Genomic DNA, 26,554 nt, shown 5'->3' with positions numbered 1-26,554 from the left:
CTCTCAGGTGTCGCGATGTCGCGATGCCCCGCGTCGTTCTTGAAATCGGTATCTACCGCGGAAGCGAGAAATGCGCTCGCCATTGGTGATAGGGGTTCGCGTTTCGAAAGTACGAGTCCAATGGCTTGGCTATGCGTCGGCTCGACAAGATCGATCGCTAAGACGTCGGCCAAAGCGCCGAAAAGATGAAGAAAGGTGTGCGGCACGATGCCAGCCCAGCCGCCATGACGCACATGAGAGCAAACGCTGAGAAAAGAGTTGCTGACGATCGTCGGCCTGAGCGTCAGTCCCATCGATAGTGCGACATTGTTGATGATCCGGCGGTTCTGCATGTCTTCGCTCAGGAGGCACAGCTTCTCCTCGACGGCCTCGGCCCAGGTTATGGTCCGTCTACCAACATATTTTCGGACATCACTCGTCAGCAGGACGTAACGCTCATGGTATAGCGGAACACGCCTCACATTCAGAATGGGCTCGTTCTCAAGGTAAGTTATGCCTGCATCGATCTCGAAAGCATCCAATCCGCGTTGGATAGCCGTCGATGTTAGCGATTGGATTTCGACGGTCGCCGCCGGGTGAACAGCGCAAAACGGCGTCGTCAATAATGCAACCGAAGGCATTGCGGCCGGAACGACGCCGATGCGGAGAATTCCGCTGAGGCCTTGCCGGAGTCCCATCAGATCCGATCGGAGGCTGTCGTAATCTGCAAGGATCTGGTTTGCCCACTCGAGCACCTTACGGCCTTCCGGCGTTAGACCGAGATAGCGGTGTCCGCGATCGACGAGGCGGATTTCCAAATCTTCTTCGAGCTTGCGGATCGCGGCAGAGAGAGTTGGCTGCGATATGCAGCAGACCTCCGCCGCACGGGCAAAATGCTTCTCCTTAACCAGAGTCACGAAATAGAAGAGGTGGCGGACCAGCATTGACATGACCAAGCGCGGCACCGAGGCGTCGCTATTCCCTTCTGACTATACCCCTTGTCGCTACAAAGCCATATGCCGAGCGATGGGGATGCTTCGTGCCAAAGGCGATTGTGCTTTCATCTAATATCTTGATTGAATGCCTCTATCGATCCTTCAAAGACTTTCATTGGATTTACGAAGCCGCTCAGTCGAGCCTGTGGCGGTCGAAGGCACTGAAAAGGGTGCCACGGCAAAGGAAACGCTCTCTGATCCTACCCTTTCAATGGGGTCGAGCACGACCGAGGCTCGCTCGAACTCCGGTCCGACGTTTCCTCTTGAGCATCCAGGAGGACGGTTCATGGCGAAAATTATCTGCGTTCTTTACGACGATCCGATCGACGGCATGCCGAAGATCTACGCCCGAGACGACCTACCAAAGGTCGAGACGTATGCTGACGGTCAAAAGCTCCCAACGCCGAACGGCATTGACTTCCAGCCCGGCGAACTGCTCGGCAGCGTGTCCGGCGAGTTGGGACTTCGCAAATATCTGGAAGGGCACGGTCATGAATTGATCGTAACGTCCAGCAAGGACGGCGAAGACTCGGTCCTCGATCGTGAGCTCCACGATGCGGAAATTGTGATCTCACAACCGTTCTGGCCGGCTTACATGACGGCAGAACGCATCTCCAAAGCACCCAAGCTGAAGATGATCGTGACTGCCGGCATCGGGTCCGATCATACCGACCTTGCAGCGGCGAGCAATCACAACATCACCGTTGCTGAAGTGACCTACTGTAATTCGATCAGCGTGGCCGAGCATGTCGTCATGATGATCCTCGGCCTCGTGCGCAATTACATTCCGTCTTACCAGTGGGTCATCAAGGACGGCTGGAACATCGCCGATTGCGTTGCGCGATCCTACGACGTCGAGGGTATGCACGTCGGCACGGTTGCCGCGGGCCGCATCGGCCTCGCCGTCCTACGCCGTCTAAAGCCATTCGATATGCATCTTCATTATTTCGACCGTCACAGGCTGCCCGTGAGCGTCGAACAGGAGCTCAACCTCCACTGGCATCCCAATGTTGAAGACATGGTCAAGGTTTGCGACGTCGTCACGATCAACTGCCCATTGCATCACGAGACTGAGAACTTGTTCGACGCGGCCCTGCTCGGCAAGATGAAGCGTGGCGCCTACATCGTGAACACGGCGCGCGGCAAAATCGTCGATCGTGACGCCGTCGTGGCGGCGCTGGAAAGCGGCCAACTCGCCGGCTACGCGGGTGACGTCTGGTATCCGCAGCCGGCTCCCGTCGACCACCCATGGCGGAAGATGCCGCATCACGGCATGACCCCTCACATCTCCGGGACTTCGCTCTCGGCGCAAGCCCGTTACGCTGCAGGAACCCGCGAGATCCTTGAGTGCTATTTCGAGGGGCGTCCGATCCGGGACGAGTATCTCATAGTCGACAAGGGCGGTCTCGCCGGCGTCGGCGCGAGGTCCTACAGCAAATAGCGAAGCTATCTTGGTGGGGCGCGCAACCTCGCGGCCCCACTTTGCCATCGCCACGAAAAGCTTCGAAGATTTCTTCAGACCCGAGGACTACAAAAAGATCCTCGATGTCAAAAAGGCTAAAAACTGGACCTGAAAGAACATCGTCGCCGAAATCGGAGTTATGTCGGAGGTCCTCGTCGTTGGCGCGCTACTCGGCCAGATGAAGCTCACTAAACCTCAGAGTGAGAAAGCCGCGAACTTGTTTGGCCTCGCCGAGAACGAGCAACGAATGCTCAACGAGGTACCAATGCGCGGCATGACGATGCCACCAACCGATCCTTCGATCTATCGCTTCTATGAGCTCGTGATGATCAATGGACCAGCCTGGAAAGCGATCATCGAAGATGAGTTTGGCGACGGGATCATGTCGGCAATCGACTTCGATCTAGAAATGGTCCGGCTGCCCGATCCTAACGGAGACAGGGTGAAGCTGACGATGTCGGGCAAGTTCCTACCGTACAAGTACTACGGCGCGAACGGCAACCATCAGGCGCTCGGCTACAAGGAGACATGACGCTACAGGTAGCTTTGACCTTCCGGCACGCTGACGCTATATACGGGAAGCTATAGCGACGCGCAACGAGCTGCGCGCCGAACTTAGCGGAGAGACATCAAGACAGGTGAGACATGCGCCTCGCCTATCAAAAGAATACAAGAGTAAGAACCATGTCTGTCAACGAAGCACAGAACAAAGCCGAGGAGGAGCTGCTCAATCTCATCCGGGGAGGCAGTGCTCAACGCTTCGTCGTTTCGATCTCCCGCCATGCGGGACGATGGACTGTCGAGGCGACGGACCGAAGCTCGGGACTCTCGCGAGTAGGCGACGGAGTGAGTTTTGCGGAGGCATGGCTGCAGCAGGAGCCGAAGCATGCTCATGGTTTGGTAGCCAACGATCACAGTGCTGATGCAGGGATTAGCATGCCCGGTCTCCATACCTAGGCCCTTCGTAACCTGCGCAGCGACTTCGCGTGAGCTGAACGTTTCTGCCGCCTAACCTACTGCTCTATCAACGATCGACCACCGATACCGCGTCTGCGTTGGGTCGATCACATCATGCGTTGACACAAGAAAGATACCGGTATCGTTATATACAGTGAAATACAACGACCAGTTGGTCCAGGCGCAAAGGAGAGATCTTTGTTGAAAGCCAAAAACTTCGTTCCGTTGTCGGCGGCTCTCATCTTCACATGCTTCGCGGCTCAAGCCGCCCCAGCCGACGTTGCCTTACCGGGCGACCACGCGTTTCCCGAGAGCCTTTCATCCTCAGCCGACGGCACGCTCTACATTGGAGGACTCACCACCGGCGGCGTTCTGCGCATCAAGGCAGGCAGCGCCAATGCGGAACAGTGGATCAAACCAGGGGCCTTTGGGACGCGGTCGATTTTCGGCGTCCTGGTCGATGAACACACCAAGACTCTTTGGACATGTTCCAACGACATTTCAGCGGCAGGCATTCTTGGCCCGGGCGACGTGACCGGCAGCTATATCAAGGGTTTCAATCTCGCGACCGGAGAAGGCAAAGTCAGCGCGAAGCTTCCCGGCGCGAAAGCGCTCTGCAACGATATTGCGATCGGCCCGGATGGCGCGCCGTACGTCACAAACTCTTTTGCGCCCGAGATTTTACGGTTCGATGCGACCAAGCAACAGCTGGACGTCTGGGTTTCCGATCCGTTGCTCGCGCCGCCTGAAGGCGGGGCTGGGTTGGATGGTCTTGCGTTCGACCGTGACGGAAACCTCGTCGTCGACACCTATAACAAAGCGGAGCTTTTTCGGATTGACGCGAAGGATGGCAAGGCAGGAAAAGTCGCGAAGCTGACGCCCTCCAGAGCATTGGTTCTGGCGGACGGTATTCGCCAAGATGGAAACGGCTTTTTGATCGTCGAGGGTGGCGGGCGGTTGGATCGGATGTCAATCGAAGGCGACAAGGCCACGATCGCGACGCTTAAAGACGGCATGGTCAATCCGACTGCGGTGACGACGGTCGGTTCGACCGCTTGGGTCGCCGATGGACAGGTGGGCTTTGCCTTCGCGCCGAAGTCCGGGCAACCTCACTTGCCGTTCACGCTTTACGCGGTGGCGCTACCCGCGCCCTGATCGCCTTCGGAGCCGCGTTCTTACGCGGCGTTAGATTACGCCGCGAGTCTCTTGGGAGATGGAAGACATGACAAAGCGATACCTTCCGGTTTTACGAGCCACTGCTGCGACCTTGCTGGTGTCCGCATCCTCTCTGGTTATCGGGCCAGCGATCGCCGACAGCCAAAAAAAGGCTTCGCCACCGGCCTGTAAAGACGACGGTGGCGGCATCGCATTGCCGCATGGGTTTTGCGCTACGGTCTTCGCCGACGCAGTCGGCCACGCCCGCCAAATGGTCGTGGCTGCTGACGGCACGCTTTACGTCAACACCTGGAGCGGCCGCTATTACAAGGCTGACCAGCCGCCGCCGGACGGCGGTTTTATTGTTGCTTTGAAGGATACCAACAAGCGCGGCAAGGCTGACGACATCGTTCGCTTTGGTGAGAGCGTTGCAAGCGGCGGGCATGGCGGAACCGGGATCGCGATGTACAAGGACGGTCTCTATGCCGAGATCGACGACAAAATCGTGCGATACACTCGCAAAGACGGTGAGCTCGCGCCGTCGGGACAGGTGCAGACCGTGGTGAGCGGCCTTCCTGTCACCGGCGACCATCCGATGCATCCTATCGCCATCGACGCCGACGGTGGTTTGTTCATCGATCTCGGCTCCGCGACGAACGCATGCGAGACGAAGAACCGGATGCCGGGGTCTCCTGGCCTCGATCCTTGCAAGGAAAAGGAGACGCGTGGCGGCATCTGGCGCTACGACGCCAGCAAGACGAACCAAGCGTTCTCACCCGCCGAACGGTTCGCCTCCGGCCTGCGGAACGGCGAAGGCCTCTCGTTCGACGGCGCCGGGCGCATCTACGCGACGCAGCACGGCCGAGATCAGCTCTATGAAGACTGGGGCAAGCTCTACACGCCGGAACAAGGTCACAGTCTGCCGGCTGAAGAGCTGGTCATCCTCAAAAAGGGCGGCGATTACGGCTGGCCCGAATGCTATTTCGACGGCGAACAAAAAAAGCTCGTTCTGGCGCCGGAATACGGTGGCGATGGCGGTAAGAAGGTCGGCGTATGCGCGGATCGGGTGGCGCCAGTGGCTTTCTTTCCCGCGCACTTTGCCCCAAACGACATGAAGATCTACGAGGCAAAGCAGTTTCCGTCCGCTTACGACGGCGGCGCTTTCGTAGCGCTCCATGGGTCGTGGAACCGTGCCCCGGCGCCGCAGGGCGGCTATAGCGTCGTCTTTCAGCCGCTCAAGGACGGTAAGGCGTCAGGTCCTTACACGGTCTTTGCCGACGGCTTTGCAGGAAAGGTCAAAGAGCCTGGCCGTGCCGATCATCGTCCTTCGGGTTTGGCGATAGCGCCTGATGGCTCATTGTACATCTCTGATGATGTTCACGGCAGGATCTGGCATGTGACGTACAGCGGCGATATCAAAACCCCGGTCGAGGCGGCCGCATCGCCGGCCGCTGTCGCCACAGCATCGGGTGAAGCACTTCCACCCGAAGGCATCCATCCGGACGCAGGGCGCGAGATCGGCAATCTGCCGGTCCCCGCCGGCGCAACGAAACAGGACATTGCGCTGGGAGACCAGATCTTTCACGGCGAAGTCGATGGCGGCACGTGCGGCGGGTGTCACGGCAGCGATGCGAAGGGCGGCCCGATCGGACCCGATCTGACAGCCGGCAAGTGGCTGTGGAGCGACGGTAGCCTCGACGGTCTTAAAACGACGATTGCAAGCGGCGTTCCTGAGCCCAAGGAGCACCCTGGCGCCATGCCGCCAATGGGCGGCCTTGATCTCTCCCCGCGTGACCTGAACGCGGTCGCATCCTACGTGTGGGCTGTTGGGCATCAACCAACCGCAAAATAGACTGGGCATACAGGGCTGGGCACTCGACGCGTGTCTCTTTTTGGCGCCGTAAGCGATTCTTGCGGCTATTTCCCTCCACGGCGGCGCGGCGCGTCCGATCCCGCGCCGATGACCTTTTGCTAGCACGGATAGGCTTACTTTGAGGAAACAGCCTGCCACCAGTCATCGAGCGCGTCAGCCTCCGCAGGGAGAAACGTGGCGAGGGATCCGACAAACGCCAGCCACTCCTTGTTGAACGCTGGCGAGACGGCAGTCAGAATGGGGATGTCCGCCTCCGCTGCAGCCGCAAACGCGGACGTCAAACCGCCCCTGCCCGCCTCAAGCTTTCCGAATTTGCTGATTACGACAAGATCGCACCCAGCGATGATCTGCTGTCTCAAGTCCTCACACGCCGCGACCACGCCCGTCGCATCAAGCTGGCAGGACCTCGATCCAGAGCCAAGATCCTGAGAAATGGAATACGGTTAATCCGTCGTGATATTCCTTAGAACTCCAGATGGTCGGCAGCGGTTCACCACAATCGTTTGATACTCGATCAAGCCAACGATCGAACAGCCGGTCGATGACCACCGTCGCGTAAAGCTGGCGAGAAGGTCCTGTATGATCGTGCTGGCCGCTCCCTGGATAGCGCCTATCCTTTGCTCACCAACCTTGTGTCCGCTGAGACTAAGCGGTCGGCATGCCGGCTCTTCAGAAGCTTTTGAGGACATACCTGATCGCTTCCAACATATCTTTCTTTTCTTCGGATATAACGTTCACGTCGGGGATTATACACCGGTTCTAACATTGTCAGATCTCGATCAAGGAGCGTTATTGTGACAATATCGAAGTATAAAATACACCCATGGTTTCAAACCGCGCCGACGAAGGCGCGGGTTCATTGGTACGCTGTCGTCGCGATCGCGATATCGGTAGCAGGGGGGCAAGGCGCGATGGCGGCACCTGTGCAGATCTATGCGGCAGGAAGTCTTAAGGCCGCGATGCAGGCGCTCATCAAAGAGTCTGGCCTGCCGGCGGGCGCCATCGCCGAGCCGGTGTTCGGACCCGCCGGTACGCTGCGCTCGCGGCTCGAGACGGGCGAAGCGGCCGATATCTTCGCATCGGCGGACACGGCTCAGCCTAAAGCCCTGGCGGCAACAAAGCCGCAGAGCCTGATCGTTCCGTTCGTTCGCAACCGCATGTGTGTGCTCGCCAAATCATCGGTCGGTCTCACGGCTGCCAACCTGTTGGACAAGTTGCTCACGCCGGATCTGCGGCTCGCGACGTCGACTCCCGTCGCGGATCCTGGTGGCGATTATGCGATGGCCGTCTTCGAGAAGGCGGATCAGATCCATCCGGGCGCGGGCGCGACGTTGCGGGCCAAAGCGCTACATCTGCTCGGTACACCCGGCAAGATGGTCCCCAACGCCGGCAAAAACCCCGCTGCGGCGATCTTCCTGGAGAACCAAGCCGACGCGCTGATCTACTATTGCAGCGGCGCACCGGGCGTTGTGAAGGAGGTGGATGGCCTTGTGAGCCTGCCGCTTCCGGAGCCCCTCGAGGTGCATCCGGTCTATGCCTTGACGGTCCTATCGGACAAGCCGGATGCGACGCGTTTCGCCTTGTTCGTCGTCTCCTTGAAAGGCCAGGCCATTCTCTCGCGCTTCGGCTTTTTGCCGTTGACCGAACAATAGCCGACGCAGCGAGAAAGACGCTCCGGCCTCGTGTTCCCCCGGGCCAGAGCGCTGGTTCGACGCTCTTACGCGAGCGAAGCCATGTCGATGACGAAGCGATATTTCACGTCGCTCTTCAGCATCCGGGTGTAAGCCGTCTCGATCTCCTCCATCTTGATCATCTCGATGTCGGCGGTGATGCCGTGCTTCGAGCAAAAGTCGAGCATCTCCTGCGTTTCCGCGATGCCGCCGATCAAGGAGCCTGCGAAGTTGCGCCGGCGCCAGATGACGCTGAAGACGTGAACCGACAACGGCTTTTCCGGCGCGCCGACTTGCACGAGGGTGCAGTCCGGCTTGAGGAGCCCGAGATAGGCGTTGATGTCGTGGTCGGCTGCGACGGTGTCGAGGATGAAATCGAACGTCTCGCCTTGCGCGGCCATCGCGTCCGCGTCCTTCGATACGACGACATTGTCGGCGCCGAGCTTGCGCGCGTCGTCGGCCTTCCCAGGTGATGTCGTGAACAAAGTAACCTTGGCGCCCATCGCGTGCGCCAACTTGACACCCATGTGACCCAGGCCGCCAAGACCGACGATTCCAACCTTCTGGCCTGGGCCGACACCCCAGTGTTTCAGAGGTGAATAGGTCGTGATGCCGGCGCAAAGCAGCGGCGCGACCCCTGCCAAGTCGAGGTTCTTCGGGATGTTCAACACGAAGTGCTTATCAACGACGATATGGCTGGAATAGCCGCCGAAGGTATAGCCGCCCTGCGTATGCTTGTCGGCGCCATTGTAGGTGCCGACAAACCCCGGCTTGCAATATTGTTCGAGCCCTTTGCGGCAACTCTCGCATTCCCGACACGAGTCGACCATGCAGCCGACGCCTGCGGTATCGCCCGGCTTGAAGCTGGTGACGGCGCTGCCGACGCGCGTCACGGTACCGACGATTTCGTGGCCCGGAACGCAAGGATACATAGTGCCGCCCCATTCGTCGCGGACCGTATGCAAGTCGGAGTGGCACACGCCGCAGAAGAGGATCTTGATTTCGACGTCGTCGACGCCGGGATCGCGCCGCTCAAAGGTGAATGGCGCCATCGCGTCCTTGGGACCCTGAGAGGCGTAACCGGTACAAGAAAACATGAAGTTCTTTCATCGTTTGAGGTCTAACGATCAGCTCGTCAGCAGGTGCTATATCCATCAAGCAAACAGAACGACAAGGCGCTTTCGTCGCGACATTCAGTCTGCGAGCTGCATCGTGCGACCCGAAGCGGCCTCCTGAAGCGCCGCGAGAAAGCTTGCCAGGCTCGCCGATCGTAAGGGAACAAACGGCTTGCCGGCGTCGCGGCAGATCTTCTTCACCTTCCCCGCAGCAAGGTGGCTGATGCAGTCGACGGGAAAGAAGGCGCGATCGGCCTGGCTGATCAGCCCCGGCAGTAGCGCGATATTGTCTTCGATGCCGCCATCGTGAGCAAGGAGCGCGCCGCCGTGTCGGGCCGTTATCGTCTTCAACTGATCGACGAGCTTCGGGCGACCCCCGACATAGAGAAGGGTGAGACCCTGCAGATCGAGCGATACCGGATCGGGCCCGCCCGTTTCGCAGCCTTCGTGCTGGAAGACCGATTCGAGCGCCGCGATTTCGTCTCTAAACCGTTCGTTTTGCGTCGAGATGATTACGGTGCGCTGTTCGGCGACACGAAGCTGCTTTTCGACGTGCTGTAGACGCTCGGCCAAGGCGACCGCACGCGCTTTCTCGGCGTCCAACCTTTGCAGCAACGACGTTGCTTCGGTGGGATCGCCCGCCGCTTTGTTCTTTGCGCAGTCCTGTGCCGCGTATTGCAGGCGTTCGGCCTCGAGTGTCGCGATCCGGCGCAGCAACTCTGAGCGATCCTGCGTCGCGGCCTGAAGACGGGTTTCTTGGCGGGCAGCCCTTTCGACCTGCTCGCCCAGGTCTCGCTCGAGTCGCGTCAGCCGCGCGATGTCGACCCGGTTTGCCGAGCCGACAAGATGCGACAACATATGGACCTCGCCAAAAACGTCCTCGCGTAAGGCTCGATCCGACGCCGGGTGCGTGAGCACGGCCCAATAAGCACCTGGGATGGCGCCCTGCTCAAAGGCCTGCTGCCAAAGTGTACGAATCTCGGCCGGCGTGCCGGCCTTGGCGAAGCGCTTGATGACAATCTCGTGGCGTCCGTCGATGGTCTTGTGAAGTTGCTTTCCGCCGAGATCGTGCTGCCCCGCCGCGCGAACCCCCCGGCTGTGCAGTGCGTGATCCGAGGCCGTTTTCGCGTCGGGCTCTCGCATGCGGACGAAAAACTGGCGGAGCTCGGCAGCTGTCAGGCACGTTCCGACGATCGAGCAATGGAACATCGGGGCGATGTCCCAGATCTTGATGCGCCGCTCGCTCTTCGGGTCTACAGTAACCGCCGGCTCAGGCGCATGCACGCGCTTGAGCAAGGCGCCAAGGTTGGTCTCCGACTTGTAGTTCAGGACGGTCTGTGCCGACACGGAAGACCCCACTGCTATATCCAGTTGGGAATAACGCTAGCTTGCATCGTCATGGCTCGCAAGGGTCTTCAAGCCGAGTGGCCGTTTTCCGTCGGGACCGGTTCCTTGGCTGCTTCGACGCTTGCTGTTATAGCCGCCGGGATATAACGCCTTTGGAACCGGCGTGGATCTTCTACCCCCGGGAATGCGACACCCGCTGTTTTGGAGACAGGCCCTATGAATAACAACCTGAACTTCTATATCGACGGCAGCTGGGTCCACCCGATCACGGCAAACGCGATCGATGTCATCGATCCCTCGACCGAAGAGGTCTTCACCCAGATTTCTGGTGGCACCGCCGCGGACGTCGACCGCGCCGTGACCGCTGCCCGCGCGGCGTTCGAAACCTTTTCGCGCACAAGCGTCGCGGAGCGTGTCGATCTGCTGGAAAGCGTCTGCGCCGAATACGACAAGCGCTACGAGGACATCGCCCAGGCCGTCTCGCAGGAGATGGGCGCGCCGCTCGCCTTCGCCCGCGGCGCCCAGGCCTTCATCGGCCAGGCGCATCTGCGCGAGATCCTGCGCGTGCTGAAATCCTACCGCTTCTCCTACATGAACGGCACGACTCAGATCGTGAAGGAGCCGATCGGTGTCGTGGGCATGATCACGCCTTGGAACTGGCCGCTCAACCAGATCACCTGCAAGGTCGGCCCGGCGCTGGCGTCGGGCTGCACCATGGTGCTGAAGCCGAGTGAGATCGCGCCGATCACCGGCATCATCTTCGCCGAAGTCATGCATGCCGCCGGCGTGCCGAAGGGCGTGTTCAATTTAGTGAACGGCGACGGCGCGAGCGTCGGCGCGGCAATTTCCGCGCATCCCGGCATCGACATGGTGTCCTTCACCGGCTCGACCCGCGCCGGCGTGCTTGTCGCCAAGGCGGCGGCGGAGACGGTCAAGCGCGTGCACCAGGAGCTCGGCGGCAAGTCCGCCAACATCCTGCTGCCGGATGCCGATTTCGCCCGCCGTGTGCCGGAGGGCGTCGCCAACTGCTTCAGCAACAGCGGCCAGAGCTGCAACGCGCCGACGCGGATGTTCGTGCCACAGGAACGTCACGCCGAAGTCGTCGAGATTGCCCGCAAAGCCGCGCAGAGCTTCACCGTCGGCGATCCGCGCAGCGACAACTCGAACCTCGGTCCGGTCGTCAGCAAGCTGCAGTTTGACAAGATCCAGGCGCTGATCCAGGCCGGTATCGACGAGGGCGCGGAGCTCGTCGCTGGCGGCACCGGCCTGCCGGACGGTTTGTCCAAAGGCTACTACGTGCGCCCGACGGTGTTCGCCGGCGTCACGCCGGAGATGCGCGTCGCCAAGGAAGAGATTTTTGGGCCGGTCATCTCGATCATGCCCTACGACAGCGAGGAAGGCGTGATCCACGAGGCCAACAACACGGTCTACGGTCTTGCCGCCTACATCCAGTCCGAGGATCTGGAACACGCCCGCCGCGTCGCCAGCCGAATGCGCGCCGGCACGATCTACATCAATGCGCCGAAGCCAGACATCGCCGCACCGTTCGGCGGCTACAAACAGTCCGGCAACGGGCGGGAATGGTCCGTCTTTGGTCTCGACGACTTCGTGGAGATCAAGGGCGTGGTCGGATACGAGGCTGCTTGAAGCAGGCGGCCGACCACTAGGGGCATTGTGGCGACGCTTTTACGCCCCCAAAGGCAACAAGAGAGTGGGCCGGCATATCGTCTGTCCGACAACCGACGCTGACGTGCCTCAGATCCAGAACGGTCCACCGCGAGGTCCGCTTCCTGGTAGCGTGACAGCTTCAAGGAATGTCCAGCCTGGGCGCAGTGCCGACCGGCGGCTTTGATGCCTGCTAAGGCCGAGCTCACCTTGCGGAGACGGCGATCGCTAGGCGAGGCTGCCCTAGAAGCCCCGCCTAGCCCCATCGGCTCAGCGCCCTTCCTTACCCCTACCCTAGCTTCCCCTGGGGGGCGAGGAGCCCCGAGAGGTCAGCAATGGCTCCCTCCTCCGACCATAGGCCTGACCTAATTCAAGGGTTATCTGCCCACTGTGATCTCTCACGGATTACGTCGCCGCCGTGTTGACGATCACGCGGGCCTACCGGATCGCTGGCTGCCCGACGGTCTGCGGGCCACTCGGACACCCGCGACGCCGTTCACGACCACTATCTCAATTTCGGCGGCTAGATCGGTATTACCAGCACAGCCATCATCGAGCGGCAGGGTGACGGCGGCACAGATGCATGCGCCGACGTGGCACGGGGCTTATTGCCGATTGTGTAGCTTTGAGGCCGTATGAAGGGCAGCGTCATAACCTGAAGCACCACGCTGCAGCTCCCTATGTTTGCGTTGGATCGTAGAAGACCCATGAGCGAAGTGGCTGGTTGTCCGGCCACCGGACTGTTCGGTCTTCAAGTGGCGACACGCCCGTCTTCAACGAAGAGGAAATCACAAGCAGATTTTCGTGATGCAGCCACGACAACACCGAGGCGACGACCCTGCGGTCCTTTGCAAACCACCGACGGAAAACGGCTGTTTTAACAGTGTATTTTCGGCGCGCTCCATCGGAAGTGAAAAATCCATCGTGTCGATCGGGTGCTGCGATCCGTTGGTCTACAATGCGCGCGCTTCTCAGCTTGTCGTTAAGGGTGCGTTTGGCTGCTTCAACGGACGGCCGGGTCTCTGCATGATTCCCATGGGCCTGCCAGAAAAGACGAAGAAGTATTTTGAGCAACCGTTTTTTATCGAGCTTCAGGATTTTAGCGTTCACCGCCATGCACCCGCCCGCAAAGACCATCGCAAAATTCTTGGCCTGATGGTGCCAGACAGCGTTTAAGTTTGCGTTGTCTAGCTTACTCATGAATACGTTCATGTAGCGCATAACCTCTTCGCGACGTCCTTCGATGTCCCCCATGATGTACTGAACAAAGGGCTGCATCGCGACGCCGTGATTATGCTCGCAGCCCTGCCGAATGCCGCTTAGAAGACGTTCTGCGAAGTCTCTCCAAACTGTCTGATCGATCCCCGATGGGTACTGGTCTACAACCGTCTCAAATCCGGGCATAAGAGCTGAGATATCCGCGCAGCGAGCGAGCTCGCCATCGTCACGCGCTGCGCCGGCACATTTCGCATAGTAGTCGAACGAATGCTCGGCGGTTGAAAAGAAGATGCAGGCAAAAAGCGACTCGTCTCGCTTCGCGAAACTGGACGCGCTGTGACGGCGTCTTTCGCGACCTTCCCCGAGAACATAGATGGCGTTCTTGATAACGCCGTAGTACCCGCTCTCGGCGCCGCGGATTAGATGAACCTCGTTCAACGGGAGGAGCGTGTCTGCTAGCCTGGGAGCGAGCTCCTCGATCGCGGCCGACGTGTCGCCCCAGTTAGACAAACCGCTTTCGCGGCCGGCGCCGCTAATGCTGCTGGCGGCCAGCAGGCAGAGGCTCTTGCCCACTTTAGACGGACCGTGAAGGTTGAAGCCAAAGGACGAATGACCAACGAGCTTTAAAAGCATGGCAGCGAACCCTGCTGACAATGCCACGCTTGCGATGCTCGAATGCTTGCAGCAGGGATTGGCAACGGTCCGCTGCCATTCTTCTAAGCTCCCTCTCGGAACTGTTATAAAGGCAGATGCCGCGCCGAAATGCGGAGGTACGATCCTAGTCTTTCGTTGGCGCCCAACGATTGTCACCGTGGGCGCAACAAAGGCACGAAAACCTTCTCTCCAACCCGTATGAGCAGCCCGTAGGAGGCGAAGCTGAGGATGGGAAAGTATCTCCTCCAGAACCTCCTTCGGCACATCTGCTGTAGCCGATATGTTCACATTCTTCGCGAGCAGACGGTCGAAGATTAGCGAGGGCTTCCGAAGGGCTGAACGCTCCACTTCGATTATGCCGATCTTACCATTGACCGTGTCAAATTCGAATTGTTCGAAGGCGTCTCCATCTACCTCATTCAGGATATTCGCGGTATGCCGGAATGGATATTGTTTGCGTTTCATGTATCGCTCCTCGCGCGGAACCATGCCGCTCATATGGATCGTTGACTCCAGTCAAATTCGCGCACTGCGCTCGTCGGAACATAAACGGCGTAACGTTTGTCCAGTACGGCGGCGGGTTTCGCGCCTTACGCTTGTAACGCTGTAACGCTCGTAACGCCTGCTGTGGGTGTTAAGCCGCACAGCCAGCCGTTCGCTAGTTTGTAGTTCCCCCGTTTATGCGCCAGACCAACTTTTGCTTTTTTGAATCCACATTTCTGAGTCAGACTAATCAATAGATTTGGGATTGCTGTATCTGGCCCGGCCGACGCCGTCGGCGGGTGCTCGGCGGTAGTGGCTTCAAGACTCCGCCGAAGTACTTGTTTGTCGTCATACATCCTGGTGAGCCAGGGGTGCACAATAGGGACGAAGTTGTTGAAGAGAGTTCAGTCGCCAACCCTATTGAGGGTCCTCATCGAAGTTGCCCAAAGCCGTGCTTCGATGAGAATGTCGACGATGTTCAGTTGTTCAGGTTGTTTTCACGAGGTGTAGGTGGCCATCGCGAATGACGATGCGAAGATTGCGAGCGAAGGTGCATGCGTCGAGGCCGGCCCGATCCTCCGCGAGCGCCAGGTCTAGTCGTTCGTCACACCGCAGTGGCTTCCAGCGCGTCCCGACCTTGCCCTCTGCGTCCGGTGCGAGTTCGATCCGCCGCATCGTGAGGTTCTTGAAGATGTACGCGAGGCCTCTGGCGCTGCCATCGAAGTCCTGGATGTGCACCGGTCGCTTGATGCCGCGTGTCGCTGGAAACTCTTCCTTGAGCACCTTACGGACCCGTTCGGCACACGACAGTGGAAAGATCACGTGCGCGTGCTCGACTATCCTCGGATCGTGCCAGCCATTTGCCGCCTCGTTGATGGAGATCTCGAGGCCGCCGATCGCTGGCATGTTGGGCAAAGCGCCAAACACCTTTCCTATGCGCCGGCCGATCTCATCGTAGATGTGAAGATTTCCTAGCTGATTGCGTAGGGGCACATTCTTGGTAGCGATGATCGTCGCGGCCGACCACTCCACGTTGCTCTCCTTAACCATCTTGAGCGCTACGGACACGAGCAGACGCTGACGCGCGAGTTTAACGACTGAGGACGCACCGCTTGACTGCGGCGCTTCGCTGCGATGGTCCAGGCGATGGAGCAGATCGATCACCTCCGCGCTGCCTAGACGATGACCGGCGTTGACGAGGTTGCGCGTCTCTTTGTGCGCTTCCTCCATGCTCTTGCCGGGACGGTTGTTGCGGCCTTCCGGCCAAGGCGATGGCCCTAACCGGAAGAACCGGCCGCCCTGTGGGTGCGCAAGAACCCTGGTGACTGGCAGCGTGTGCGCCCGATCAGGCATCGTGGCCTCCCTGATCGCTCGTCGACGCGACGCGGCGCGCCGATATCCAGGCCTCGATGTCCCTGCGGTCGTAACGAATGCAGCGTCGCGAGAGGCGGATCCATTTTGGCCCCAGCCCCAGGACTCTCCAGTTCCTTGCGGTCTGCGGGGCAATGCCGGTTTCGGCACAGAACGTGCGCTCGTCGATCAGTCGACTGCTCGTCTCAGACGATTGGTCGACACCGCGGCTTCGCATCCCTTTAACCATCCCGGAGTTTGGGAGCGCTTCGGCGGCAATGAATGCTTGCAGCGAGGCCTGCGAGGCCTCGTCCTGGAGCAACGTGTTCGGCTGCAAGCCGGGGTCGAGGTCCAAGGCAGCGGCCGCCGTCGAAACGAGCGTTGCACTTCCGCCTTCCACGGTAACGAGCGGCGGGTCTTGCGATGGCTGCAGGGCCAGGCCGGCGCCCGTCGGCAGCATCGTTCTGCCCTGAGAAGGGATGAGCTGCGGACTATTAGGTGGCCGTTTGCCATCGTCGTCTCCGGGGACGGCTCCGGCCTGCTTGCTGACGCGTGTTAGCTTTCGGGGAACAGCCGTGTACGACGTTCGCACAACGCCTGGCGGCAAGTATGCGCGGCTCTTGAGATGGTAACTCATGATTGCTCCTCTGACCGCAAAACGACGATGTTGTCGCTCGGCCGAGAAGTCCGTTAGGCACAGCGCAGGAGTAGATCTATTTACTTCTACGAATGAGCAAAGCCGCGCGAAGAATGTCGTCGCGAAATAAACCCCGCACTCGCGGTAGGCCCATGTTTATCCAGTCATTTACCGGCAAGATGCCGACCAGCATGAAATTAATAGGTGGAATTAATTAATTCGGCTTTGGTCCCCGCTTTCCTAGCGGCACTTTAGCGGCCTTGACTGCCCGGATCGCTTCGTTGGTTCCGAAGCCAAACTTTTCCTTGAGATACTCTCTTGCGGCCTTCTGATTGTCGAATCCCGAAAGGTCTGGCCGCTGAGGCCAAACGTTGAGAACGTCCGTCTTTGTGAATCTAGCCTCTGTCACATCGCTGATGCCGAACCTTATCCAGAACGGTTTGAGTCGCTTCTGCATAACTACGTCATTCCGCGTGACGGCAGGGCGTTCTAGATCCAGAGCTGCTTCGCAAACCAGGCGTCCCCCCCTTAGAACGACTCGAAGCTCCTCCATGGCGGAGCGGGCCAATTGGGCTTTCCAGCCGGGGTGATAACCGCTGTGACTGCGGTGCTTGACCCAGTACAGGGTTTCACGAAGGGACCATGTGTCCCGACCTATTATCATTAGGAGGCTGCTCGGCCATTCTTGCCAGCGAGCTAGGAGTAGTTCCTGGTCAATAATGAGACCATACAGCTCGCGCTCCTGATCCCAGTTGCGTATTGCGTCGTGGGCACCGGATTTGCTTTGCTCGAGAAACAGCCACTCGTCCGGAGCAATGTCGCATAGGTTTTCAGTTATGCCACTCATTGCTTGCGACTTGACCAGGCCATCCGCCATGATCTCAGACAAATCACGTTCCGCCTGCTTTCTGTTTGGCACTGGAGCGCCGCCACGACGCCATTTTGCGAGTCGATAATCTAGTTCGTCGCATGCCGCCTTGAAGGTTGGTTCATCGTCCCTGAGGTACGTGTGATAATTCGCGACCAACTTTTGGTTGCGAGTACAGATCCAAGCGACCGCTGATAGCCACGTAAGGTCCGACAGTCCCAGGGATTTGATCGATGGCCGGAACCTAGATTCGGGCGGTGGCTGCCAGGCCTCTTCGCGCTGAGCTTCTGGAACGGGCCGGCGTCGTTTCCATGCGATAGGAGTGGCATTCTTCATTTTGGGCATCCTGTGTCTCTCACAAACTTATCAAGCTGCATGACTTATTGAATTAACGACGGTGAATTGGCCGTGCCCGCTATTAAATAAAAAACCGATTTCTGCAGCCTGACTGCTGCTCGAGTTGCTCTACGTCAAGCTGACGCCAGCGATCTACACGAGCGTCATTGGCCTATCTTGCCGGCGCCTCGACACGCGTCAAAGCGGTGTCGGCATGCGTGAAGGCGGGAACCCTGCTCCGCGATTGAGCTGCATCGCTTTCCTGTTCAACTCGTTCCAGATGTCGATGCTGGCGACGTGGGGCATGCGATCGGCGCTCAAGATGGAGCCGGCTGTATGGCACCACCGCGACGCTAGAGCTCTTCAAAGGGCGGCGCGGCCGGCATCTACGGCGACTTCTTCAAGAAAGCCTTTTTTTGCGATCCGACCTGTGGCTGATGGAGAAGATGATGGGTTCCGCTCGCCGCGATCCATGCCGGCATCCAGCGCCTTCCCGGTTTGCTGGGCCCCAGCATATGGCGTCGTGACATCGAACGGCACGTCGTGCCGTTCGAGCCATCGAGGGGGACACTCGACTTCAACAAAGCCGACACGATCGGCATCGAACGGCTGGACCGTACAGGTAGGTGGAAGCGGATCGGTACGCTGGACATTGGCCGCCGGGGACAACGTAGGCCGGCGCAATCGCGGACTCATGCAAGAGGACTAGAGACTAAGGTTCACAAGCCACTTCGGTTCGCAAAGCCTCGGGCGCCGGGAGAACGCCACGAGCCGCATTCTTGCCCGTCAATCGCGTATCCTGACGCTCATCGACCTCTTTGATCCGCGCACCACGCACCACATCAACAGGGTGGCTGCGAAGATAGCCGGCACCCAGAGGCTGCGGCCTCAACGAGGCCCAAGCCTCCGCGCTCGCCACCGTCCTCGAAATGCGCCCGCTTGGCCTCGTACAGGGACTGCCTGGTACGGGAAAGACGATGTTCATAGCCGCGTTGACGCATCATGCCCTAACATAAGGGCTGGCGCGCAAAAGCGTCGATCGATTCATTCACCGGTGGGAGGCTGCAGAAAACATAACAAAAGCTAGCGCCGCGTACACGACCAGGGACATGAGTATTTCGACGACCCGATTACCAGGCCGCCGAGCGCTCGCTCGGACATCTCCCCGTCGAGGAAAGAAATATTCCAGCCAGATAAGAAGCGACCCCGGCATCCTAAAGACCAGCCATAAGGCCCAGCTGCCGGTCGTAGTCGGCCACTGGTAGCTGCGCTCGTATTGCCTGGCGTAGGGACGTTCGCGCATGGATCAGATCACTTGCGCTTAATGGTCGACCTTGGCTTACTCTTATGACTTTTGATTGTAGCGTATTTCACGCCTGTTTTGCTCTTGATAACTCGCGTGTGAGGCCGAACAAGAGAAAAGAGCTTCTTTAACATGCATCCACCCCGCTTCAGGCATATAGCAGCCGTCATCCGGCGCGCTGGCGCCGGGCGGGTGATAGCGTGGAAACCGAGGTAAACACGCCCTGTTTATTTCCGCGCGACGCGCGCGTTTCCGCGTTCGCCGTGGCGATGCCAGGGTGTTGTATTCACAGGCCACCCGACAAGGGCGACCTCAGTTTTCTCGCGCTATCACACGCTCTCGCAGATTAGGCGACATCATAGAGCTAGTCCAGTCCCGACAAACGCCCGCGTTTCCCGCCCGACCGACGATGAGATCGCCGCCGGTGGCTTGAGCCTCGCGCGGGCCGCAGTGCGGCGGCAGGCTGAGTTGAGTCGAGGCTCAGTACCCTTCGGCTCCCTTCTCGGCAGCACGGCAGCAGGCGCGTAAGACTCCGGTACCGATCCGCTCAACGTCATCAGCCTTGCCGCAGCGTCGGAGGGCGCCGCCTTACTTGCATCGGCATTGCGCATGGGCGGTTTGATGGGGGCGCAGACCCTCGCTGAGGACGCGCTGAAGTACGGCTAATCGGCAGCCGGCGAACCCCGACTACGGTTTCTGCGACGTCGCCGGTGACGTGGCGGGTGCAGCTGCAGGCGGCGCGCTTTTTGGGGCCGGCCTGCTGTTGGCGGCGATCGCCAGGCGGCACTTGGCGCGGCAGGCGGTGGTGCCGTCGGCTGGCTGATAGCCGTCCGCCATAATGGGATGGACATGAGGCGCATGGTATCGGCCGTGTCGCAGGCCATCGACAAGATCTGCGACCGGGTTGTTCTCCGCGTACAACATTCCATCTGCAGCGCGGTATTTCTACGACTGCGACCACGACGTACCTGTGGCGCTCGGCGGGTCAACGGTAGCCAAGAACGTTTGGCCGCAGCCGCTCGCCGAGGCTGAGAAGAAGGACCACTTGGAGGTCGAGATGCAGCGCCTCGCCTGTCTCGCCTTCCGGACTCTCACACCGGCCGATGTCGCCGCCGTCCTCTCGCAGGAGCAGCGCGAGATCGCTGACGATTGGCCGGCGGCGTACCGGCGCTACGTCCTTGGAATCACGTCATCCCGTTGAGGCACAGGAGGCATGGCCCTAGCTGCAGCGGACCATCCATAAGAACTTTGTAATGTATGCATGTGCACAAGAGGACATTGATTTAGCAGATTGGGTCACTATGGCGGACGGCGGCGAATCTATACCTTACGGCAAGTCCTTCACCTTAAAATAACGTTGAGAAGAAATAGCCGCAGGGGTTTATCGTCTAATATTCTCCCCGGAAATGGAGAACGCGTTTGATAAAGACAAGCGCTTGAGAAGAATGCCATTCTTGCTCGTCAGCGCCATTATTGGTTTTTTCGTGTATGACGCATTACTGTCATACGACTGGCTTTTATTACGCGATCTATTCTGGGAAGCCTGCTTTGTACGCCTGATGATATTCACTCCCGGCATGTCGGCGGTTCTGCTTATCTTGGCATTCAGCAAATCGGCGAGCGGCCATCTCGATCTCGGCGCCGTACTTCGCCGCCAGCCGCGCGAGGCGGGATCGCATGTGGCAGCGCTTTCGAGACGGCCTCGCCATAGTCGCCGCCACGATCGCGAGCGACGATCTCGATCTCCGGACGCGCTGCCAACTAAGCTCGTGTGGTCGCCTGCTCACGATTGGGCAACAAGGCGACAACCTGGCGGCGCTCCAGATTACAAACAATCTTGCCATATCGGTGATTACGCCGGATCGCCCAGTCGTCGATGCCGACGACCCTCAATGGATCTGGTGGTTCGACGCTGCGTCGCCTGACAACGCGCAGCAGAGTGTCCTTGCTAACCGGTAACATCAGGCGTCTGGCGAAGCCCTCCGCAGGCCTTCCACCCAATGCAAGACCAAGATGATGGACGATGACCTCAAGCCGCGATGTCCGGCGCGCCGACCGAGGAAGGATCTCGTCTCCGAACCGCTCAGCGAAGATCCGTGTCTTGCATTCATCGACATCGCACCGAAACCGGCGCGCAACGATCTCGATGCTCACGGTCCGTCCTGATGCCGGCAGGTCGGCCGCGGTCCTTCGGTAGCGGCTATGCACCCTTCGCGAAGAGAGCCCGCACGACGGACAAGGACCTCAACAAGAAAAGACTTATTAAATGAGGCCCGAGCGGGCCTCATTTTTATGCGCGCTGGCTTATCCAGTTCTAACGACGCCTAAGGCGTTCTAATTCAGGGGCAAAGCCTGAGTACGTCTTAAAAGAAAAACGGGATGTAACTGCCCGTCACGACATTACGGCTATCAGGCAGTGAGCGCTCGGTTTCGAAGCTGTATTGAGGGCTTTGCTCCTTCGCAACCTCTTTCAGCAGCTCGTCCATCTCGATCGAGAGCCTACGCATGCCGTTGAGCTTCGCGTCCGAATCGAAAATCTTGCGCGATCCGTCAGGGACATTCAGCGTTCGAGCGTAGTCAAAATTACAGGCGAGATAGTCGAGCCACCGCTGGGTTTCTGCAAGTATGGCTAGCTCGTACGTAGAGCCAACCGTCAGAGCTGCCGTGTTTGCGTGGTACATAGTGGCAGCTATGTCGAAGCTCGAAAAATTGATGTCCTTTCCGTCTTCAATGGCATCGGCCTTGACGTGTTTGCAGAGCCGAATGGACTTCTTAAGTCCGCCAAGACACGCGCCCTCGCAGCGGTCAGTAACCAGCTTAATATGCCTGAAAGGCATATTGTGCAGTGTTTTCTGAAGCTTCTTGTCGAAGATGTTTACGCCGCGATCATGCTCTGCGGAGGATTGTTGATAATCAGCGGTGTTGTGCCAGTGCGACGGCACGACATCGACAGGCCTAGGAAGCGAACCGCCGGAAATCTTGACCGCCTTTGCGCCGGTCTTGTCGACCGTAGCTGCGGGATACTTCGAGTCCAGAACGTTTTCGATTTGGGTACGAAGCGAAGTCAGAGCCTGAACCGGCGTTACATGGTAAGGCGAATCGTAATAACCGGAACGCGCATCGCACCCGTGGCTGTCATAGGTGAAGAACGCTTGATCGAGCGCCAAAAGATCAACGTCGCTGACACCGCGAATATGGATGTTGCACGGCACAGAGCCTTGCAACCTGTAACCCATATTTCGCCCAACGACGCCGTTTTCAAGCTGGCTCTTCACGCGGTTGGCTGTCTCGAGGCTAACGCGCGTGTAGTCGTGATCGACCTCTTGCATCGCGCCCAATGCGTAGCGTGTGTAAGAGCGCGTTTGAGAAGGATTCCCAAGGCGACTTTTGCGTGATTCATAGGATGTCGGATCAACGACGGGAGCCGACGCCCGATGCTGAAAAGGAAGCCGCCTTTGAGGCGGCGCTACGATACCGATCTGACCGACGCCCAGTGGGACGTGATCGCGCCCATGATCCCGGACGCGCAGGCTGGCGGGCGACCACGCAAGGCGACGTCTCGCGAGTTGGTCAACGCCGTCCTCTACTTCCTGCGGGCGGGTTCTGCCTGGAGGCTGCTGCCGCATGATCTGCCGCCGTGGCAGACAGTCTATTACTATCTGCGCCGCTGGCAGGCAGAAGGCGTCTGGCTGCACGTTCACCACGCGCTGGTGCTTGCCGATCGTGAACGCTGCGGCCGGGAGGCGTCGCCATCGGCGGCGATCCTCGATAGCCAGTCGGTCCGCACCGCCGATCAAAAGGGGGCGACAAGGGCTATGACGCGGGCAAGAAGATCACCGGACGCAAGCGCCATATCCTGACAGACACCGATGGTCGGCTCCTCACCGTCCGCGTTCACGGTGCCGATCTCCAAGACCGCGACGGCGGCAAGCTGCCGCTAAAGGCATCTCGCCAGCGCTTCCCCTTCGTCGCCCGCGTCTTCGCCGATGGCGGCTACGCAGGCCGTCTCGTGCACTGGGCCGCCGACAAGACACACATTACGCTTGAGATCATCCGTCGCGGCACGCAAACCAAGGGCTTCGAGGTACTGCCGCGACGCTGGGTAGTCGAGCGCACCTTCGCCTGGATCTTCAAGAACCGCCGACTGGTCCGCGACTATGAGCAACTTACGGCCGTCGCCGAGACCCTCATCATCATTGCCGCCTCCGCCACCCTGCTGCGCCGCTGGTCATGATCAGACTGCCTTCTCAAACGCGCTCTAAGGCTTTTGAGACCGCTTTTGATAGCTCTCATCGAGGTAGCTCTTACGAAGAATCTCGGCGGAGTCGGCTGCGGTTACACGGTTGAGGCGATCGGTGCCTGCTCGCCGCGCTCGCAGGGAATTCAAGCGCCTATTGATGTCCTGAGGCATTGCTAAGTCCCCTCCTTAGTCCAGCGCATGGTGCCGAAGGTGAAGCGGCCGTGGCCGTTAAAATACTCGCCTTCCGCGACCGTCAAGTCCTTGTTGAACATAAGGTCAGCAAAACCCCGGTGTGCATTAAGTTCTGGCTCACCAATCTTTGGCTCGTTGATGTAATTATATAGTAAGCGGAAACCATCCGCTTCGTCGTAGACCAGGGCCGCCGTAATACTATTAGAGCCGGATTGCGGGGTTCGGAGACGAACACGAACTTTGTCCCAGCTTTGGATGACGGTGACGCGGCCCGACCACTTGTAGCCAAGTGTTTTGTCGGCGTTGACAGTCTGACCATCGCATAACCAGTTGCCACTCAGGTTTGGAACCCTAAGGAAGCTCGCCAGAAGTGGTAACTTCCATGCATGGCGGCTAAAAAGCCAGTAGAGGGCGAGATATATGCTTCCCGCAGTAACTAGAGAAACAAGGCTTTGCGGAATGTCATAATTATAGCCATGACTTTTCCAAACGCTGTTGAGGAACAGGAGCAAGTAGACTACGCCTGCGGCGATCAATGCTGAGGCCACGGCAAGGTACCGCCCGATCGAAGCGCGGTTCAGGCCACCAAGGACAGCGTATTCGTGCTCTTCGTTCAAAGGTCGCCCCTAATTGTGGCAGCGCGGCCGTACAGCTGGTATCAGCAGCGCCGACATTCAAGTGTTCAATGAATGTCTTTTTGTGGAAAATGCTATGTTCATGGGCCTTTGGTGGCCTCGCTGAGTTCGAGAGAGAGCTTATCAGGCCCACACGTCCGAGGTCCGGCAATGCGCCCATGCGGTTAGCGTCGAGACAACGCCCTCAATTTTGACGGTACCGCTTCCGGTGTCGGCGCTTGGCATCTATGGCGAAAGGCCTGACAGCTAAAAGAAAGCTAGACCTTTGGCCGAAATTAGCGAGAGGTACAGTCCACATTTAAGTAACTTAAGAACGAGTGCATCATGCATCGCTCTGCGATAATTCTTTTTATATTAATTTCGAGCCAACTTTTTGTAACTTTTATTGGGTATCCTTATTATCAAGACAACGCAGCGGGCCAGCGACTTGCGATATGTTGCAACACGCCGGTAGACGCCTGTAATGGCAATGGAATGCACGGCGGCATACCAATCGCGAATATTATGCAATTTGGTCTTGCCAACTATGTATGCCCTAGCGGGGTGTAGGTTTGGCGATTGGCGCACCACTACCCTCGATGATGACTTTAAGGCGCGCTTGTTAGGCTACGGCCCGCGTTCGAACGTTACATAAATCAATGGTTAGGAGCGGTACCTTAGTCTTACGTCTCGATTAGTGTGCTGTCCCGCAAATAGCTTTACTTAGCCGTTCTTGTTTGGCGAAGATTGCGTCGCTAGTGGCGGTCCATTGAAACGGCTTTGCCTGAACGTTGTAGGCAGCGACGAACGCTTCGATCTTGGCCACTAGATCTTTGGCGCTGATGAATGAGCCGCGCCGGATCTGGCGCTGCGTGATCAGGCCGAACCAGCGCTCGACTTGGTTCATCCAGGATGCATAGGTCGGCGTGAAATGCAGGGTGAAGCGAGGTCGCTCGGCCAACCACGCGCGAACCTTCGGATGCTTGTGGGCCGCGTAGTTGTCGACGACGAGGTGCAGATCGAGATCGCTCGGCACGTTAGCTTCGATGTGTTTTAGGAAGCCCAAGAACTCCTGGTGGCGATGGCGAGCTCGGCATTGCGTCATAACCTGTCCATTGGCGATGTCGAGCGCAGCAAATAATGTCGTTGTCCCGTGGCGGACGTAGTCGTGGGTAACGCCTTCGATGTAACCGAGCCCGAGCGGCAGCATCGGTTGCCGTCGTTCGAGCGCCTGGACCTGTGTCTTTTCGTCGACGCAAAGCACGAGCGCATGGTCGGGTGGATTGAGATAGAGCCCGACGATATCGCGGACCTTGTCGACGAAAAGTGGATCGCTTGAAAGCCGAAAGGTCTTCGAGCGGTGGGGTTGCACGTTGAAAAGCGCGAGCATGCGCGCGACCGTGCTTTTGGACAGCCCCGTCGTTGCCGCGGCGGATCGCACAGTCCAGTGGGTCGCGCCGATTGGTTTGCTCTCGATCACGGTGCGTAAGAGGCTTGCGATGCGCTCCTCGTCATGCGTTCTTGGCCGTCCAGGCTTGGCTTCGCCGTAGAGACCAGTCAGTCCCTTCTCAAACCATATCTTGCGCCAGTGACAGATCGTCGGGTTCGAGACGCCGAGGCGGCTTGCGATCGACGTGTTGGCCTCGCCGGCCGCGGACGCGAGGATGATTTGCGCTCGACGCACGAGGCTATGGGCGGCGCTTTGCGATCGCCCAAGTCGCTCAAGTTCGTCGCGCTCGATCTCGCTGAGCGTCAAAGCCTGTTCTTGCGGTCGACCAATGCGCGCCATGATCCGCCCTCCCAGTGAATCATCGCAATCTCATGCTCCTAAGTAAAGAGACATGCGGGACAGCACATTAGCAGGCTGTTGAAAAAGCCTCTCGTCTCTCCAGCAAGATCGTGATTCAGTCGGCCCGTTGCGGGAGGCTGATTTTGCGCGGATCTGACGAGAGAACGGGATCGTTGTTCAAGTACGTAGATCTGGAAGCGCGAGTGCACAAGGATCATCCGCTCCGCGCGACCCGGCGGCTGGTGAACGAGACGCTTGCCCTGATGGAACGCGATTTCGCGACGCTTTATGCGGGCATTGGTCGGCCCTCGATCGCGCCTGAGAAGTTGTTGCGGGCGATGCTGCTGCAAGCGTTCTACTCGGTCCGCTCCGAGCGTCAGCTGATGGAGCGGCTGGAGTTCGATCTTTTATTCCGTTGGTTCGTCGGCCTCGGCGTCGACGAGCCGGTTTGGGATCACTCCACCTTCTCGAAGAACCGCGACCGGTTGCTGTAAGGGGCTGTTGCCGCGCGCTTTCTGGTGACGCTTCTGGCGCAGCCGAAGGTGAAGCGGCTGTTGTCCACCGAGCATTTCAGCGTCGACGGCACGCTGATCCAGGCCTGGGCGTCGATGAAGAGTTTCAAGCCGCTCGAAGGACCGGATGATCCTTCGCC

Annotated in this window: 20 protein-coding genes and 4 pseudogenes; 11 read left to right on the top strand and 13 right to left on the bottom strand. The window is 58.9% G+C overall.

Annotated elements, in window-relative coordinates; translation table 11 throughout:
• Positions 1–923: LysR family transcriptional regulator (locus GSQ79_RS18710; protein ID WP_158810178.1), on the bottom strand; the 923-nt coding region annotated here is incomplete at its 3' end.
• Positions 924–1,260: 337 nt separating this feature from the next.
• Here GSQ79_RS18710 and GSQ79_RS18705 point away from each other — a divergent pair.
• The 5 genes and pseudogenes from GSQ79_RS18705 (at position 1,261) to GSQ79_RS18685 (ending at position 6,400) form a co-directional block, all read left to right on the top strand.
• Positions 1,261–2,415, top strand: a complete 1,155-nt coding sequence (locus tag GSQ79_RS18705) for an NAD-dependent formate dehydrogenase (protein ID WP_158810199.1) — start codon at positions 1,261–1,263, stop codon at positions 2,413–2,415.
• Positions 2,416–2,461: 46 nt separating this feature from the next.
• A pseudogene (gene cynS / locus GSQ79_RS18700) lies at positions 2,462–2,968 on the top strand (cyanase).
• 152 nt (positions 2,969–3,120) lie between these two features.
• Positions 3,121–3,393, top strand: coding sequence for a hypothetical protein (locus GSQ79_RS18695; RefSeq protein WP_158810176.1), 273 nt, complete (start codon positions 3,121–3,123; stop codon positions 3,391–3,393).
• Between the two features lie 198 nt (positions 3,394–3,591).
• On the top strand, positions 3,592–4,548 hold the full coding sequence (locus tag GSQ79_RS18690; protein WP_246725428.1) for a hypothetical protein: 957 nt from the start codon (positions 3,592–3,594) through the stop codon (positions 4,546–4,548).
• Positions 4,549–4,615: 67 nt separating this feature from the next.
• Positions 4,616–6,400, top strand: a complete 1,785-nt coding sequence (locus GSQ79_RS18685) for a PQQ-dependent sugar dehydrogenase (RefSeq protein WP_158810197.1) — start codon at positions 4,616–4,618, stop codon at positions 6,398–6,400.
• Between the two features lie 134 nt (positions 6,401–6,534).
• Here GSQ79_RS18685 and GSQ79_RS30370 read toward each other — a convergent pair whose 3' ends face one another.
• A complete protein-coding gene (locus tag GSQ79_RS30370) occupies positions 6,535–6,855 on the bottom strand; it encodes a DUF2478 domain-containing protein (RefSeq protein ID WP_158810196.1) in 321 nt (106 codons plus the stop codon).
• A gap of 477 nt (positions 6,856–7,332) precedes the next feature.
• Here GSQ79_RS30370 and GSQ79_RS18670 point away from each other — a divergent pair, with 477 nt between their 5' ends.
• Positions 7,333–8,073 carry a substrate-binding domain-containing protein gene (locus tag GSQ79_RS18670; RefSeq protein WP_158810174.1) on the top strand — a complete coding sequence of 247 codons (741 nt, stop codon included), beginning with the start codon at positions 7,333–7,335 and terminating at the stop codon, positions 8,071–8,073.
• Between the two features lie 65 nt (positions 8,074–8,138).
• Here the strand turns inward: GSQ79_RS18670 and GSQ79_RS18665 are convergent, their stop codons facing one another.
• On the bottom strand, positions 8,139–9,188 hold the full coding sequence (locus GSQ79_RS18665; protein ID WP_158810173.1) for an NAD(P)-dependent alcohol dehydrogenase: 1,050 nt from the start codon (positions 9,186–9,188) through the stop codon (positions 8,139–8,141).
• Between the two features lie 96 nt (positions 9,189–9,284).
• Positions 9,285–10,553, bottom strand: coding sequence for a DUF2325 domain-containing protein (locus GSQ79_RS18660; RefSeq protein WP_158810172.1), 1,269 nt, complete (start codon positions 10,551–10,553; stop codon positions 9,285–9,287).
• Positions 10,554–10,769: 216 nt separating this feature from the next.
• On the opposite strand from GSQ79_RS18660, the gene GSQ79_RS18655 reads away from it, so the two are divergent.
• Positions 10,770–12,200: an aldehyde dehydrogenase family protein gene (locus GSQ79_RS18655; protein WP_158810171.1), complete on the top strand. Its 1,431-nt coding sequence runs from the start codon at positions 10,770–10,772 to the stop codon at positions 12,198–12,200.
• A 696-nt stretch (positions 12,201–12,896) separates the two neighbouring features.
• Here GSQ79_RS18655 and GSQ79_RS18650 read toward each other — a convergent pair.
• The 5 genes from GSQ79_RS18650 to GSQ79_RS18630 all read right to left on the bottom strand — a co-directional run bounded on the left by GSQ79_RS18650 (position 12,897) and on the right by GSQ79_RS18630 (position 18,433).
• Complete coding sequence (locus GSQ79_RS18650) at positions 12,897–14,555, bottom strand: DUF927 domain-containing protein (protein ID WP_158810170.1); 1,659 nt, start codon at positions 14,553–14,555, stop codon at positions 12,897–12,899.
• A 504-nt stretch (positions 14,556–15,059) separates the two neighbouring features.
• Positions 15,060–15,926, bottom strand: a complete 867-nt coding sequence (locus tag GSQ79_RS18645; RefSeq protein WP_158810169.1) for a hypothetical protein — start codon at positions 15,924–15,926, stop codon at positions 15,060–15,062.
• Positions 15,919–16,383, bottom strand: a complete 465-nt coding sequence (locus tag GSQ79_RS18640) for an AlpA family transcriptional regulator (protein WP_158810168.1) — start codon at positions 16,381–16,383, stop codon at positions 15,919–15,921. Before GSQ79_RS18640 ends, GSQ79_RS18645 begins: the two co-directional genes overlap by 8 nt.
• 391 nt (positions 16,384–16,774) lie before the next feature.
• Positions 16,775–17,764, bottom strand: a complete 990-nt coding sequence (locus tag GSQ79_RS18635) for a hypothetical protein (RefSeq protein WP_158810167.1) — start codon at positions 17,762–17,764, stop codon at positions 16,775–16,777.
• Between the two features lie 363 nt (positions 17,765–18,127).
• On the bottom strand, positions 18,128–18,433 hold the full coding sequence (locus GSQ79_RS18630) for a hypothetical protein (RefSeq protein WP_158810166.1): 306 nt from the start codon (positions 18,431–18,433) through the stop codon (positions 18,128–18,130).
• 230 nt (positions 18,434–18,663) lie between these two features.
• Between GSQ79_RS18630 and GSQ79_RS30365 the strand changes: the two are divergent.
• Both GSQ79_RS30365 and GSQ79_RS18620 read left to right on the top strand, forming a co-directional pair.
• A pseudogene (locus tag GSQ79_RS30365) lies at positions 18,664–18,780 on the top strand (hypothetical protein); the annotation flags it as partial.
• A gap of 1,191 nt (positions 18,781–19,971) precedes the next feature.
• Entirely contained in the window at positions 19,972–20,268 is a 297-nt protein-coding gene (locus tag GSQ79_RS18620) for a hypothetical protein (protein WP_158810165.1), read from the top strand.
• A 470-nt stretch (positions 20,269–20,738) separates the two neighbouring features.
• Here GSQ79_RS18620 and GSQ79_RS18615 read toward each other — a convergent pair.
• Positions 20,739–21,284, bottom strand: a pseudogene (locus GSQ79_RS18615) (transposase); the annotation flags it as partial.
• A gap of 146 nt (positions 21,285–21,430) precedes the next feature.
• On the bottom strand, positions 21,431–22,396 hold the full coding sequence (locus GSQ79_RS18610) for a hypothetical protein (protein ID WP_158810163.1): 966 nt from the start codon (positions 22,394–22,396) through the stop codon (positions 21,431–21,433).
• A 105-nt stretch (positions 22,397–22,501) separates the two neighbouring features.
• On the opposite strand from GSQ79_RS18610, the gene GSQ79_RS18605 reads away from it, so the two are divergent.
• Positions 22,502–23,301 (top strand): IS5 family transposase gene (locus tag GSQ79_RS18605; protein ID WP_158810162.1). Its coding sequence is split into 2 segments (ribosomal slippage): positions 22,502–22,861 and positions 22,864–23,301, totalling 798 coding nucleotides; the frame shifts between segments, so codons are not numbered across the junction.
• A gap of 179 nt (positions 23,302–23,480) precedes the next feature.
• On the opposite strand, the gene GSQ79_RS18600 is transcribed toward GSQ79_RS18605, so the two are convergent.
• Entirely contained in the window at positions 23,481–24,116 is a 636-nt protein-coding gene (locus tag GSQ79_RS18600; RefSeq protein ID WP_158810161.1) for a hypothetical protein, read from the bottom strand.
• 691 nt (positions 24,117–24,807) lie between these two features.
• Complete coding sequence (locus GSQ79_RS18595) at positions 24,808–25,902, bottom strand: IS630 family transposase (protein ID WP_158810160.1); 1,095 nt, start codon at positions 25,900–25,902, stop codon at positions 24,808–24,810.
• Positions 25,903–26,045: 143 nt separating this feature from the next.
• On the opposite strand from GSQ79_RS18595, the pseudogene GSQ79_RS29680 reads away from it, so the two are divergent.
• A pseudogene (locus GSQ79_RS29680) lies at positions 26,046–26,554 on the top strand (transposase); the annotation flags it as partial.

Source organism: Beijerinckia sp. L45 (genome assembly GCF_009765775.1).
Classification (GTDB): domain Bacteria; phylum Pseudomonadota; class Alphaproteobacteria; order Rhizobiales; family Beijerinckiaceae; genus RH-AL1.
This window is presented reverse-complemented; position numbering and strand designations above follow the sequence as displayed.